This window comes from Pseudoalteromonas sp. Z1A6, assembly GCF_011378745.1.
Lineage (GTDB): Bacteria > Pseudomonadota > Gammaproteobacteria > Enterobacterales > Alteromonadaceae > Pseudoalteromonas > Pseudoalteromonas arctica.
The window spans coordinates 1-13,739 of the sequence record NZ_WTKW01000084.1; the positions used below are offsets into that span (position 1 = coordinate 1).

Genomic DNA, 13,739 nt, shown 5'->3' on the forward strand with positions numbered 1-13,739 from the left:
ACGTAAACATAAACGTAAAAAGCCGCCGAATTTATATTCAGCGGCTTTTGTGTTTTTATAGCTTAATAAACCTAAGGGTTACTTACTTTTTAAGAAGCTATTAACCGATTCTAGTTCACGTGTTTTAAGCGCGATACAATCGTTTGTGCTTTCTTCAAGCTTACTTAATGTACGAGCGTAACCGGCTACATCAGCTACTTTTTCGTTAAAAAAGGTCTTTGTTTTAGCTAAGCTTTCTGCATTACAACTCGCCGTTGTAAAGTACGGTAAGTTAGGAATAAAGAAAGGCGGTAAGCTTGCTGTTACTTTATCGTAGTTACTGTAAACCCAGTCAATAAATAACGCTTGGCGCTCATCTGTATAACTTTGACCTGACAAAATAGTACGCATGTCAGAGGCAGTTACTTCATCCGTTAAGCTATAAGCTAATACCGCTTTTTGTAATTCAGGTTTACCAAAAAAGCCCATTGCAGCAAGCATGTTAGTGCGTACTTGTGGATCTTTCGTTGTTTCAAACGTTGTCATGAATTGATCAAGCAGCGCTTTGTCACCATGAAAAGCAGCAAGAGTTAAGTACGTACCCGCTAAGTAAGGGTCTACTTTTTGTGGATGATTTAAATAAACTTGTGTTTGCTCTTTCGCTTTACTGATTACGTTTTGATCTTCACCATCAAAGCCTAAGCGTGATACAACGGCCGCACGAAGTTGTGCAATAGCTCCGTCTTCTCCCGCTTTAGCTTCTAAACCATATTTTTTAGCTGCAGGCGTTACTGCATTACGAATAAATTCAGGCCATAGGTCTTTATTGCTATCGTCTTTAAAAGTACGTTGTTGCGATACTAAGTAACCTAGCGCGGTATTTGCTACGCGAGGGTGGCTATCGCTTACGAACACTTCAAGTGTTTGCATTAACTTAGCCGCAGATATAACACCAGCGTCAAGTAGTGCATCAGTAGCCGATAACAACGCTAAGCGTTCACGGTCACTCAGTACGCTTGGCGCCTTTTTAACAAGTGCGCTAAATTGTGCGTCATCCATTACCCAGCGGTAGTAGCCTAGTGCACCCTGATCTGGATAAATCCATTCTGGCTCAAAGTCTAAGTCTAGCGTTTGGCTTTGTTTATTAAGTAATACATTTGCTGTTTTTACTTTATCGCCAGCACCATATTTAATTGCAACCGGTACATTCCATAACTGCTCTGGCGCATCAACGCCTGCATTTACAAAGCGGCTTTGTGAAATAGTTACTTTGCTGCCTTGTTGATTTACTTTAACTAATGGGAAAGAAGACTGTTCAATAAACGATTTTAAAACACTCGCTACGTCTTGATTTGATGCTTTACCAAGTGCTTCCCATAGGTCGGCCGCTTCTGCGTTTTTATATGAAAACTCTTTTAAGTAGCTTTGAATACCTTTTTGAAATGCATCTTCGCCAATCCAGTTTTCAACCATAGCAAGTACTGAGCTGCCTTTACTGTAAGCAAGACCTAAACCGTCCATAATGTCAGCTTCGGTTTTAATTGGCTTACGAATAGGCTTGGTGCTTAGGCGTGCATCAAGTGCCATTACGTTGTTTTGTGGCAGGTCTAAGTGCGATTCAAACTCAGGGTTAAGCTGCTTAGTAATTTTTGCAGCCATCCAGCTAGCAAACGCTTCGTTTAACCATAAGTCGTTCCACCATTTCATGGTTACTAAGTTACCGTACCATTGGTGAGCAAGTTCGTGAGCAATAATTGATACATTACGTTGTTTTTTACTGCGTGTTGCGGCAGCTAAATCAACCAATAAAATATCTTCTCTGTAGGTCACTAAGCCTGAGTTTTCCATTGCGCCAAATGGAAACTCTGGTACCGCTACTGAGTCTAATTTTTTGTAAACGTAAGGGATACCAAAATACGCTTCAAGTGCGCCCAGTACTTTTGGCATATTTTCTTTTGCGTATTGGGCTAAGTGAATTTTACCTTGTGGGGTAATTACACGACCAGGAATTGGCATGCCTTTAATTTCTAATTCTTCAAACGGGCCAACAGCCATCGCTACTAGGTATGAAGGGATTGGCGGTGTTTTATCAAAAAAGTGTGTGGTCATATCGCCATTAACTGTTGTTTTTAACTCTGGCGTATTTGAATATACTTTTTGTGATGTAGGCGCAGTAATCGTTAACTGAAATGGAATTTTGTAACTTGGCTCGTCAAAAACAGGAAATGCACGGCGTGCATCACTCATTTCAAATTGAGTAAATAAGTAAGGAGTGCCTTGGTCTAATGTTTTGTATAAACCAACACTTTGACGGTTATATGGCGCTGAAAAATCAACTTTAAGTGTGTATTTACCTGGTTGAATTTGCTCATCACAGCTAAATTTCACTTTACCTGTTTTAAGCATTTCATTGTTTAAATCACAGTTTTCATCACCAAGCAGTTGCGCCATTTTAACAGCGTAAGCTACGCCATTTAACTCAATGTATTTTGTTGGTTTTAGTACTTCTAGGGAAATCTCAGTCATCCCTGTGAATGTATCTTGGCTCGGGTCGAGTGTTAACGACACCTGTTGTGAACTTGGTTTTGCGAGTTTTTCAATAACGAATTCGTTAGCGTTTGCAGCACCCATTGCCAAAGCAACGCTCACTGTTAAGAGGCTTTTAAGAAACATAGTGATCCCTAGATTGTTGTTGTTAGAAACTACCCTAAATAGGCTTTTTTATGCTCATATAATTAGGGGGTTAGATATCCTAACAGTTTTTTTAAATAGAGTAATTGATTATAACGGTGACTTTAAGGGGAAATAGTAACAAAGTTTGTCAGTGGCTTTCGCGCGTTATAAAACGCTGCCAATGCAGGTGTGAGTTAATAATACGTATTTGTTGGACAACGGTATTTAATAAGTGGGTATCGCTAAACACATCGTGTGGATACTCGTTAAAACCCATCAAGTAATTAAAGGCGTCTTTAGAGTTAGCTTGTAGGGCGTATATACGCACTTGTTGCTCAAAGTTAAGACGAAGACTGCTTATTGCTGTTTTCATACCGAGTTGATCTACGTTTGGTATATCACATTTTTGCAGATAACCGGCTCGCTCACCTTCGCCTGAAAACCAAATGCGGACTTTTTCACTGTACCTGCCAGTTTTAGCGGGTAAGTCGAACATTAATCGGTGTTGGTTTTGCGATTTGATGAACGTTATATATTCATTAAATCCAGCATTTATAAGTGCTTGATGTACAGGAACTAAGCGAGGTTTTATTTTACCGTGGGTATGAAAATTAAAGCATAAGACGTTTTTTTCAAGGGACAGATCATCAAGCGTTAAATAACCAATCTCATCGCTATAAGCACCACTATAATATGCAATTAAAGGGAGCCAAAAATGCCAGTGTTTTGGTTGCTCTCGTGCAACTTTAAAATCACCGTATATATATCCATTATAAAGAGTGTGCAGTTCCATGGCTGAAAAGGGCCGGCGACCAAGATGGGTTTTCAACGTAATACCTTGAAAATAATGATGTGTTTTATTTTATACCCAACTAGCAGTAGATGCTAGTCGGGTTTTATTCGCTTTTAACGTAAAGCGTATAAAGTATTATTCACTCAATGCACGAGCTAAACCTGTAGGCTCAATTTCTGTGCATACTTGGTCATCATTCCAGTTAATGCCAACAAGTGCGTTGTCTTCGTTTAAGTCTTCAACCCATGCATCTAAAAACTCATCAAGGTTGATTTCTACTGGGCTGTAATCTTTCCACTCTTCTTTACATTGTGCTTTAGCTGCTGCTTCACTTTCCCAAAGCAGTAATACGTCAGTTTCATCAAATTGGTTAGAATCGCACACTACAAAGCCATTATCTTCTGCACCAAGTGCCCAAATTACTTCGCTAATACGTACTTTTTCTACGAAGTTAACTAGTTGTGATTCAATTTCGATATCGCTCATGTGTTTACCCTTTTAAATTAGTGACGAGGATTGGTGTCTATTGCTGCTTGGCGCTCGTCATATTGCTTATGAAAAGCAACAAGCGCTGAATGCTGACTAAAGTCAGCTAATTCGCGAAAGCAAATCCAATCAAGCAGGCAGTATAAACTGATGTTGAGGTATTCACAGCTTTTAAATTCTTCATCGCTTAAATGGGTATTTAAAAAGCTTAATGTTTGTTCAATACGTTCGTTTTGCAGATTAAAAAATAATTTATCGCTTTTGGTGTCAAATCCAGAACGTTTACATAACACCATTTCTACTAACGAATCGTTACAAGCATTTATAGTCGTAAGTAAGTGCTCTTGAGGCCACGTTAGTTTTGGCTGACCTGTTTTTTCAAGTAAATAACGCAATATAGAATTAGAGTCACTAAGAGTTAAGTCGCCATCTACCAGTATTGGGATTTTTCGAGCTGGATTTTTACTGGCCATAGTAGGGCGATCTTGCTCAGAAAATATATCGAGACTTACAAGCTCTGGTTTGCAGCTGTTTTGTTGTGCCCAAATTCTAATGCGGCGCACGTAAGGTGAAGGTACAGAACCAATTAATTGCATAATTACTCCATAAAAAAGCCGCATAAGCGGCTTTTATCAAATGTTACTTACAGTACAGTTAAATTTATTCTGAACGGCTAGTAACTTCAAGTAAATGATAACCAAATTGAGTTTGCACAGGGCCTTGTACTTGATTAATTGGCGCAGAAAACACAACTTTATCAAACTCTGGAACCATCATACCAGGGCCAAACTCACCAAGAGCACCGCCATCCTGACCTGAAGGACAATTAGAATGTGCTTTTGCTAGTTCAGCAAAGTCTTCGCCTTGCTCAATTTTTGTTTTTAAGTCTAAGCATTGTGCTTCACTGTCTACAAGTATATGTCGTGCGCTTGCTACTGTCATAAAATCTCCCGAGTATAGTGTGGTGTTTTTTTAACCGAATTGAAATATCATTCTAGTTAGTTTCAACTAATTGTACCAGTATAAACTTATTTATCAGAAAACGCAGTTTCAATTGCAGTAATCATTTGCTCTGAATTAGGTGCCACTTTGCTGTTAAACCGTAAAACTGTTTTACGATCAGCAGACACTAAGTATTTATAAAAGTTCCAATTTGGAGAGCTAGTTTGCTCATTCAAATATTTAAAAATTGGATTTGCTTCGCTACCACGAACTTTGCTGGTGGCAAACATGGGAAAAGTTACACCATAATTTACAAAGCATACTTTCGCTGTTTCTTTTTCATTGTCTTCTTCTTGAAAAAAGTCATCAGAGGGGAACCCTAATACGACTAAACCTTGCTCTTTGTATTGTTGATATAGCGCTTCAAGGCCTTTAAATTGATATGTAAAACCACAATTACTTGCCGTGTTTACTATTAACAAAGGTTTATTTTTAAATTGGCACAAGTTAATAGATTCTTTTGAGCGAAGCTTTCGTATATCTACATTGGTAAAATCTTGGCAGTCCTGTGTAGAGGTTTTATTTATGATTGATGGTGTTTGAGCTTGAAGGGGAGCATTAATAAGTAAAGCCGTTAAACCTATTATAATTATTTTAAGCATTACATTACCTAAACTTTACGATTGTTTGATTGGATAATCATACGCTAATATGGAACAAATTGATCAACCCTCTAATGACCTATGACAATCCGTTTAGCAACTATTAATGATCTTAATGAAATTGTAGCCATTTACAACGAAACTATTGCAGGGCGAATGGTAACTGCAGATACGCAAGAAGTGAGCGTTGACGAAAAGCGTAACTGGTTTAATAGCCACAACGATAAAAGGCCTATTTACGTTTACTGCGAAAATGACCAAGTACTTGCTTGGGTAAGTTATAAATCGTTTTATGGGCGCCCAGCTTACGACGGCACAGTAGAAATGAGCATTTACATTACCAGTAAAGCGCAAGGTAAAGGGCTTGGTAAAAAGCTAATGATATTTGCTCAAACACAAGCTAAGCAATTAAATATTAAAGTATTACTCGGCTTTATTTTTAGTCATAACTTACCGAGTGTTAAATTGTTTAAGCATTTTGATTTTGCAATATGGGGTGAGTTGCCAAGCGTTGCCATAATGGATGATAAGGCGTATAGCCTTACTATTTTTGGAAAACATCTGGAATAAATTATTTTTCATAATGTTGTAATATTTTTTTACAAAATAAGACGAAGGGTTTATGCCAATTAAATAAAAATAGTCTACGCTATTAACATATTAAGTTTATTAATTTGAAGTGTAGCTTGATGATTCGAAAAATATTAATTGTTGATAGTAGCAGTGTCATCGCAATGCGTGTGAAAGTGCTTTTAGAATTAATAGGATGTGAAGTCGAATTAATTCATTTCAGCATGCTAGACATGTATACCAATATAGGCGACTACGACTTAGTTGTTGTTGCCCATGGTGTCCCTGTTGATTCTATAAAACCGCTTGTTAGCCAAGTAGCGCAAGAGCGTTTTATGCTGCTTGCTCCAAAAGCACAAAGTGGTGAGCAACTAACTGCGTTTAGTGAGCTAAATCATGTTGCGCCTGACGCAACCGTGATCTACCCGTTTTTTTCTAATAAAGAAATTACTTCTCTTTTAGAGAGCCTACTAGAATTAGGCTCTAATCATATTTTGCAATTACCCGCTATTTTACTCGTCGATCATGTTCCTGAGCGCCTCGAAAAAATGAAAAACAGCTTGATTGGTGCTCATATCGAGACCCATACAGCAACCACCTCTGCAGAAGTTTTAGAAATTACGAAAGAAAAGCAAATCGATATACTAATAAGTGATTTTGTTTTAGATGACGGGACCGGTTTAGAAATTTTTTCAAACTTAAAAATAATGCAACCACATTGCCGTTGCTTATTATTTACCTCACGTCCCGATCAAGTTTCAATGATTGAAGCTATTCGTCAAGGTGTAGAAGACGTACTTATTAAGCCATTGAACGACAGCTCATTATTACAATCAATACATAAACTGTGGCAAACAGAGTTATTAAAACGCCATAACGCAGAACTTGTCGAAAGGCTACAAGATACGGTTGATGCCCTGATTGAAAAAGACAGCCTACTTCAGGTTATTTATAAGCATACGCCTGATGCAATTATGTTGTTTGAGAAATGCGGTAGAGTGATAGAAGCTAATGATGCTTGTTTAAAACTATTTAACTTACCGTTTAACGAACTAGAAGGTAAATCAGTATTTAGCTTTTTAGATGATGATTCTACGTTAGGTATTAAAAATAAAATTTCGACACTAAACAGCAATCGCCAATTTAGCTGCGACTTACGTTTATCTAAAACTGCAGGGGGCTATATACCGTTAGTGGGATCTTTTAATGAAATAGATCACCATGGCGAAATAGCACTTGCCGTAATATTTAAAAATGTAACCCACCTTAAGCAAAAAGAAGATTTACTACTTGAAGCAAAAGATCTCCTTGAAGAGCAAGTAAGAGCGCGTACCTCACAGCTCGAGCACGCTAAAAACGTGGCTGAGGCTGCAAACTTAAGTAAATCAGAATTTTTAGCAAACATGTCGCATGAACTTCGAACACCTATGCACTCTATTTTAAGCTTTTCGCGTTTTGGTTTAAGCAAACTAGAAACTGGAGATTTTGCAAAAGAAAAACTCATTAAATACCTATCGCGAATAGAGAGTAGTGGTGAGCGTTTACTGTCGTTACTAAATAATTTACTCGACCTATCTAAGCTAGATGTGGGTAAGTTTCCATTTAATCCTCGTCCATATAATTTAGCGAACATTATAAAAACAAGTATTGATGATGTATCTGGTACGGCAATGGAAAAAGAAATTGAGGTTGTATTTACCGCGCAGCCATTACCTGTAATTGCGCAATGTGATGAAGAGCAAATAAATCAGTTACTTCGAAACGTATTAGGTAATGCACTTAAATTTAGCGAACCCAAAAGTAAAATACGGGTAAATTTAGAGTCAGATAATAAGCTTGCTACTATAGAGGTTACCGATAATGGGGTCGGTATACCAGAAGATGAGCTGGAACATATTTTTACTAAGTTTGTACAAAGCAGCAAAACAAATAGCGGTGCCGGTGGTACCGGATTGGGCCTTGCATTGTGTAGAGAGTTTGTGTCTTTACATCAAGGTGAGATCACTGCACGTAACAACGAAAATGGTGGTGCAACTATATCTATACAGGTGCCATTAGAAATAAATCTAGATGATCATTTGGCTGAAGATCAATTAATACAACACAGTAATTAATTGCTAGTTAGCATACCAAGTAACTTTTTTTGAGAATTTGAATGGATGATAAATTATGGCCTTAACTAAAATACTTGCCGTTGATGACGAACCCTTTAACCTTGAAATTATTGAGGAGATTTTAGAGGATCTTGATTTTGAATTACAAGTAGCAACAAGTGGTCCTGAGTGTTTAAACATGGTTGAAGGCTATATGCCTCAGGTTATATTGCTCGACGTAAGTATGCCGCAAATGAACGGCTATGAAGTATGTAAGGCACTTAAAGCAAACCCAAATACAGCACACATTATTGTTATGTTTGTGTCTGCTCGTGGCACAGTTGAAGAGCGTATGGAAGGCTACTCGGTTGGTGCAGAAGACTATATTGTAAAACCCTTTGGCCATGATGAACTTAAGTCAAAGCTTAAAAATTTAAACCAAGTACTTGTTGAAAAACAAAGCCTTGAAAAGCAAGTTGAAGATGCTACATCAACTGCATTTAATGCCATGGCTAACAGCAGTGAAATGGGGCAGATAGTTAACTACGTTGAAAACATAGGCTTTATTAACGACCCTCAAGAGCTAGGTAAAGCGCTTATAGATTGCCTACAATCTTTTGATTTGCAAAGTAATGTTGAGTTTAGAGAGAACGATGAAATTAGTCACTTTGCATTAAGCGGCGTGTGTTCACCTATTGTGGTGGAGCTATTTGAAATGCTTAAAAACAAAGGGCGTTTACATGAATTTTCGCATCGAATTTTAGTTAACTATGAATTGATTAGCTTACTTATTTTAAATATGCCTGATCACGATCCAGATAAACACGGGCGTATACGCGACCACGTATGTTTTATTGTCAGTGTTACCGAGCAGCAACTACGCGCCATCATGACTAAGAAAATGCTTGAATCACAACAAGCAAAACTTAATGCCGTAGCAAGTACAGTTCACAGTAAGTTTCATGGCTTAATTAGCTTATTGAATGACAACCGTCAAAACAACGAAAAAGTGTTTAAACAGTTACAAGAAGAGCTCGAAGAACGTATCCCATCAATGGGATTAGATGAAGATCAGGAGGTGTTTATTTATAAAAAAGTAGATGAAACTATCCAAAACTCAGTGGCCAGAGAGGAGTCTGTTAAACAGGTAAAAGCAGCTTTTGCTGAAATTGAGCAAGACCTGTCATTGCTTTTAAAGAGCTAAATATATTTAATTAAATAATGTTACTTTGAGGCTTACTCCAACTGCATTATGCATCTCTGGGTAAGCCTTTTTCTACGATTCTGATTAACCTAGCCGTTTTACGAATTTGTAATCGTTGTTTATCGTTTTGTTGAGCAAGCGCCCATTCAATATGTTCTAAAACAAGCTCGCTGGATATTTGGCTTTTATCTTGTAAAGCATGAATAATAGCCGGGCTAAACTCTGCATTACCTAAACCGACCGCTATATTACGTAACCAACGTTCGTGACCTATGCGGCGAATAGGGCTGCCTTCGGTATTTTTTAAAAATGTAGGCTCATCCCAAGCAAATAGCTCAAGTAAATCTTTATTTTTTAATTGAGTACGAGGATGAAAATCATTTTCATCCGTTATTTGTCCATAACGATTCCAAGGGCATACCAACTGGCAATCATCACAACCATAGATACGGTTGCCTAATAAAGTTCGGTATTGTTCGGGTATGGGGCCTTGGTGTTCTATCGTTAAGTACGATATGCATTTACGTGCATCAACAACGTAAGGCTCTACAATTGCACCTGTTGGGCAAAGAGTAATACAAGCAACACATTTTCCGCAGCCTTCAAACGTGTTCTCTGCATCTATTGGTAGAGGTAAATCAATAAATAGTTCGCCTAAAAAAAACCACGATCCTGCTTCTTGGTTAATTAATAAAGAATGCTTACCACGCCACCCTAAACCGGCTTTTTCGGCAAGTTGACGCTCAAGTACCGGGGCTGAATCAACAAAGGGCCTAAAGCCATATTCGCCAATTTCTTGCTCTATTTTTTGGCCGAGTTTTTTTAAACGATTACGCATTAATTTATGGTAATCACGACCCAGTGCATAACGACTTATGTATGCTTTTTCTTTATTTTTTAAGGTTTTTGCAAAGCCAGCATCAGGTGGGAGGTAGTTCATTTTTACAGATATAACACGTTGTGTACCAGGTACTAATTCAGCAGGGCGAGCGCGTTTCATGCCATGCGCAGCCATATAATCCATCGAGCCGTGATAGCCTGCATCAAGCCAGCGTTGTAGTTGGGCTTCGTGCTTAGATAGGTCAATATCAGTAATACCTACTTCGCTAAAGCCAAGCTCTTGCCCCCAGGTTTTTATTTGCAGGGCTAATTTTTCATAGTCTGGGGTAGGGTTGCTCACACGCTTTACACACTTAAATTAATAGCTGCGTAATTTACCATATTTCTCTAAGCCCGAAAACGCTTCTTAGTGCACAAAGCGTTTTAACTGTTGTTGAGTTTGTAAGCTTAACTGTTGAGATTGCTCGCTATCGGCTAATGCCGTATCTATTTGCTGTTTAGCTTGCTCACCTAAAGCTACTATTTGCTCTACCGATTGGTGAGTATTAGTTTGAGTGCCCTCAAGCATATGCACAGCACTGGCTATTTGTTGTAGTTGCTGTTGGTTGTGCTCAAACTCACTAAGCATTTTTGTAAAACCCTCGGAGGTTGCACTAATTGAGCTTTGTGCGTTATTGGAGTGAGTCATTAATTGCTCTGACTCTTTATTTGTTTCATTTACTAGCTCATTCATTTGAGTAATAAAGTCGCTTATTTGCCTAGTTGCGCCACTGACCTTTATTGAAAGTGTGCGTACTTCGTCTGCAACTACGGCAAACCCTCTGCCAGCTTCACCCGCTCTAGCTGCTTCTATTGCGGCGTTAAGGGCTAACAAATTAGTTTGATCAGAAAACTCTTCAACCATTTTTAAAATACTACGAATGTTTTCACTGTTCTCTTTCAGTCCCGCAATTGTATTTGAAAAGCTACCTAGCATATTAGTAATAAGTTTAACCTGCTTTACTAAAGCAGCGAGCTCTGATGCAGATAGTTTTACAAAGTTAAGGTGTTCATTATTAACGTTATGCACGCTATCTGTATTATTTACTATGTTTTGTAAGCTTTGGGTTATTTGCATACTGGCATTAATAATACTGTGGCTTAACTGTATTTGTTGCTCACTTGATTGCTCAGTATTTTTCATCGATTCAGTGACTTGTATATTACTGTGTGCACTAGCTTGAGCACTGTTATATGTTGTGCTGAGTAACTCACTTAAATGGGCAGTAAATATATTATATTGTGAACTTAAATCTTTAAATTCGTCATACGAAAAGTGGGGAAGTTTTGCTGCTAAATTTGCATCTTGTTGGTTTATTTTTATCAAAGTATCGCGCATAGCAGTAACAGGGCGAACAATTAAAAAACGCATATAAAAAAGAGTAAAAATAAAACCAGATATAATAACAAGCGTAAGCAGCCAAAATAGCCCTGTACTTTGCTGTTGTTCGCTTAAGCTCTGATGCAGCCAAAATAACGTAATTGCTTGGAACAATAATACAAAACTTAAATTACCGACTATTTTACGCGTTAACGTAAAAAAGAATGTTTGCTCTATATAGTTATAAATTTTCATAAAACTACTCATTATGCTTAAGCCCTACGATTCTTATTTTAGTTAGGGAGGTGTAAGTTAGCTTTTTTGTAACGATAACAAGTAAGCTTTGGTTCGCGCTGGGTAATTTGTAAAAATTCCGTCTATGCCATACTCAAGCATTAGCGCTATATCTTGTTCTCTATCGACCGTATAAGCATAAATCTTTAAGCCTCTTTTTTTTGCATCATCGGCAAAAGCCTTATTTATAAAGGTTTTATCTGCATGTACGCTATAAGCGTTTAAATCACTTGCAAACTTTGCATAGTTAATTGGAATAGAAGAAGTAAGGGCGCCTATTTTAAGCCATGGTAGCTTGCTTTTAAGCCACTGTAGTTGATGATGATCAAACGATGATACTAAAATATTCGCTTTCGATATTTTGTTAGCTTCAATATTTTCTTCAAGTTGAGCCACAAACCTTTCTAGTTCAAATGTATGTTTAAGCTCAATATTTAATAAAGATTTATTGTTATTCCAATCAAACAACTGTTGAAGAGTGGGAATTTTTTCACCATTTCCAGCATCAAGTTTAGATAGTTCATGTGCCGTAAAGTTACTCACTCTACCTTTACCGCTGGTGGTTCTATCGAGCCATGAGTCGTGTATTAACATGTAATCATCGATGGAACTTTGAATATCTACTTCAATACCATCAACACCTACTTTTAACGCTTCTAAAATAGCGCTTTTGGTGTTTTCAGGAAAATCCCCACTGGCACCACGGTGTGCAAATACTTTCATTGTCGAGCCTTTTTAGTGATTGACCACGTTTCAAAACAAGCGGCACTAACAATAAGTGCTCCACCAACTAACGTCATAACAGTAGGACGTTCATGAATAATTACTATAGCCAGTATGGTGCCATAAAGTGGTTGTAAGCAAGAAATTAACCCCGCAGTTGCCGCTGATAAATGCTTTAAACTTGCTGCAAATAACGAGTGCGGTGTAGCTGTAAAAATAACACCCGCTATGGCAATTAAAATTAGGTCGTGATGACTAACCTCATATACCGGCACTTCTATAAATGCGCACAGCATAATGCTTGCCACTAAGGTTTGATAAAACATCGTTTGCGGGCCACCATATTGGCTAAAGTAGCGCTTATGGGTAATGTTTCTGATTGAAAAAAACAATGCCGATATCACACCTGTTATTACACCTAAGGTTACATCGTCGCCCAAGTTTGCACTTGGTACTAACAGGTAAATCCCTAAAACAACCACCGCCGCACTTATTATATCTTTTGCTTTTGGCCTGCTTTTATTAAATAAGGGCTCTAAAAATACCGTCATTACGGGGTAGCTAAAAAATGCCAACATCCCAATTGTTATACCGGCCATTTGCATACCAGCAAAATAGGTTACCCAGTGAATACCCACCGCAACACCTAAAAATAATGCAATAAGGTAGTCTTTAGGCTTGTTTAGTTTAATTTGTTTTTTTTGAAAATACAGCATGGCTAAAATAGCCATTCCTGCAATTGCAGTTCTGTAAACGGTAATATCTAAAGCATTTAAACCAATAAGCTTGGCAAATAAAGCGGTTCCGCCAAAAAGTAATACCGCTATGTGCAAATAAATTAAACTTTGCTGCTGAGATTGCATTTAGTTTCCTTGTTGTACTTTTTGAACATATTAACATTGCTTAAAAATTCTTAAGATGAATTTTTTTATCGCATGACAAATGTCATAAAAGTTGATGACACTTCACACTCTTATTATTTTTGTACGCTGGCATAGTTACCTTACTCAACAGGGGATAATTATGAATTCTTTAATTTTAATCAGCTTAACTATTAATGAAGTGCTAGAGGCATTAAGTTTTACGATTACGTACGCAGATTGCTTTATGCTGGCATGCA

Annotated in this window: 13 protein-coding genes; 3 read left to right on the top strand and 10 right to left on the bottom strand. The window is 37.7% G+C overall.

Annotated features, from left to right (window positions below; all coding sequences use genetic code 11):
• Positions 1–78: 78 nt before the first annotated feature.
• From GQR46_RS07450 to GQR46_RS07475, 6 genes are all read right to left on the bottom strand, one after another.
• Entirely contained in the window at positions 79–2,652 is a 2,574-nt protein-coding gene (locus tag GQR46_RS07450; protein WP_165740588.1) for a M1 family metallopeptidase, read from the bottom strand.
• Positions 2,653–2,800: 148 nt separating this feature from the next.
• The gene (locus GQR46_RS07455) at positions 2,801–3,481 is read right to left on the bottom strand and encodes a hypothetical protein (RefSeq protein ID WP_024590219.1); all 681 of its coding nucleotides are present in this window, start codon (positions 3,479–3,481) and stop codon (positions 2,801–2,803) included.
• Between the two features lie 99 nt (positions 3,482–3,580).
• A complete protein-coding gene (locus tag GQR46_RS07460) occupies positions 3,581–3,931 on the bottom strand; it encodes a DUF2750 domain-containing protein (protein WP_165740589.1) in 351 nt (116 codons plus the stop codon).
• A gap of 17 nt (positions 3,932–3,948) precedes the next feature.
• Complete coding sequence (locus GQR46_RS07465) at positions 3,949–4,527, bottom strand: glutathione S-transferase family protein (protein WP_165740590.1); 579 nt, start codon at positions 4,525–4,527, stop codon at positions 3,949–3,951.
• Between the two features lie 64 nt (positions 4,528–4,591).
• On the bottom strand, positions 4,592–4,873 hold the full coding sequence (locus GQR46_RS07470; protein WP_002958009.1) for a peptidylprolyl isomerase: 282 nt from the start codon (positions 4,871–4,873) through the stop codon (positions 4,592–4,594).
• Positions 4,874–4,959: 86 nt separating this feature from the next.
• Positions 4,960–5,535, bottom strand: a complete 576-nt coding sequence (locus tag GQR46_RS07475) for a glutathione peroxidase (RefSeq protein WP_024590220.1) — start codon at positions 5,533–5,535, stop codon at positions 4,960–4,962.
• A gap of 81 nt (positions 5,536–5,616) precedes the next feature.
• Between GQR46_RS07475 and GQR46_RS07480 the strand changes: the two genes are divergently transcribed.
• From GQR46_RS07480 to GQR46_RS07490, 3 genes are all read left to right on the top strand, one after another.
• A complete protein-coding gene (locus GQR46_RS07480) occupies positions 5,617–6,105 on the top strand; it encodes a GNAT family N-acetyltransferase (protein ID WP_165727672.1) in 489 nt (162 codons plus the stop codon).
• 119 nt (positions 6,106–6,224) lie between these two features.
• Complete coding sequence (locus tag GQR46_RS07485) at positions 6,225–8,219, top strand: ATP-binding protein (protein ID WP_165740591.1); 1,995 nt, start codon at positions 6,225–6,227, stop codon at positions 8,217–8,219.
• A gap of 55 nt (positions 8,220–8,274) precedes the next feature.
• Positions 8,275–9,402 (top strand): response regulator, encoded by a 1,128-nt coding sequence (locus GQR46_RS07490; protein WP_165727670.1) that lies wholly within the window; start codon positions 8,275–8,277, stop codon positions 9,400–9,402.
• 46 nt (positions 9,403–9,448) lie between these two features.
• On the opposite strand, the gene queG is transcribed toward GQR46_RS07490, so the two are convergent.
• The 4 genes from queG to GQR46_RS07510 form a co-directional block, all read right to left on the bottom strand.
• Complete coding sequence (queG, locus tag GQR46_RS07495; protein ID WP_121955309.1) at positions 9,449–10,582, bottom strand: tRNA epoxyqueuosine(34) reductase QueG; 1,134 nt, start codon at positions 10,580–10,582, stop codon at positions 9,449–9,451.
• Between the two features lie 66 nt (positions 10,583–10,648).
• Positions 10,649–11,869, bottom strand: coding sequence for a methyl-accepting chemotaxis protein (locus tag GQR46_RS07500; RefSeq protein WP_165740592.1), 1,221 nt, complete (start codon positions 11,867–11,869; stop codon positions 10,649–10,651).
• 45 nt (positions 11,870–11,914) lie between these two features.
• Positions 11,915–12,619 (bottom strand): glycerophosphodiester phosphodiesterase family protein, encoded by a 705-nt coding sequence (locus GQR46_RS07505; RefSeq protein WP_165740593.1) that lies wholly within the window; start codon positions 12,617–12,619, stop codon positions 11,915–11,917.
• Positions 12,616–13,482 (bottom strand): DMT family transporter, encoded by an 867-nt coding sequence (locus tag GQR46_RS07510; protein WP_010554316.1) that lies wholly within the window; start codon positions 13,480–13,482, stop codon positions 12,616–12,618. Before GQR46_RS07510 ends, GQR46_RS07505 begins: the two co-directional genes overlap by 4 nt.
• Positions 13,483–13,739 lie beyond the last annotated feature (257 nt).

Coding starts and splice junctions, on each gene's coding strand:
- GQR46_RS07450 (WP_165740588.1), bottom strand. CDS start 2,652: ATGTTTCTTAAAAGCCTCTTAACAGTGAGCGTTGCTTTGGCAATGGGT.
- GQR46_RS07460 (WP_165740589.1), bottom strand. CDS start 3,931: ATGAGCGATATCGAAATTGAATCACAACTAGTTAACTTCGTAGAAAAA.
- GQR46_RS07465 (WP_165740590.1), bottom strand. CDS start 4,527: ATGCAATTAATTGGTTCTGTACCTTCACCTTACGTGCGCCGCATTAGA.
- GQR46_RS07470 (WP_002958009.1), bottom strand. CDS start 4,873: ATGACAGTAGCAAGCGCACGACATATACTTGTAGACAGTGAAGCACAA.
- GQR46_RS07475 (WP_024590220.1), bottom strand. CDS start 5,535: ATGCTTAAAATAATTATAATAGGTTTAACGGCTTTACTTATTAATGCT.
- GQR46_RS07480 (WP_165727672.1), top strand. CDS start 5,617: ATGACAATCCGTTTAGCAACTATTAATGATCTTAATGAAATTGTAGCC.
- GQR46_RS07485 (WP_165740591.1), top strand. CDS start 6,225: ATGATTCGAAAAATATTAATTGTTGATAGTAGCAGTGTCATCGCAATG.
- GQR46_RS07490 (WP_165727670.1), top strand. CDS start 8,275: ATGGCCTTAACTAAAATACTTGCCGTTGATGACGAACCCTTTAACCTT.
- GQR46_RS07500 (WP_165740592.1), bottom strand. CDS start 11,869: ATGAGTAGTTTTATGAAAATTTATAACTATATAGAGCAAACATTCTTT.
- GQR46_RS07505 (WP_165740593.1), bottom strand. CDS start 12,619: ATGAAAGTATTTGCACACCGTGGTGCCAGTGGGGATTTTCCTGAAAAC.
- GQR46_RS07510 (WP_010554316.1), bottom strand. CDS start 13,482: ATGCAATCTCAGCAGCAAAGTTTAATTTATTTGCACATAGCGGTATTA.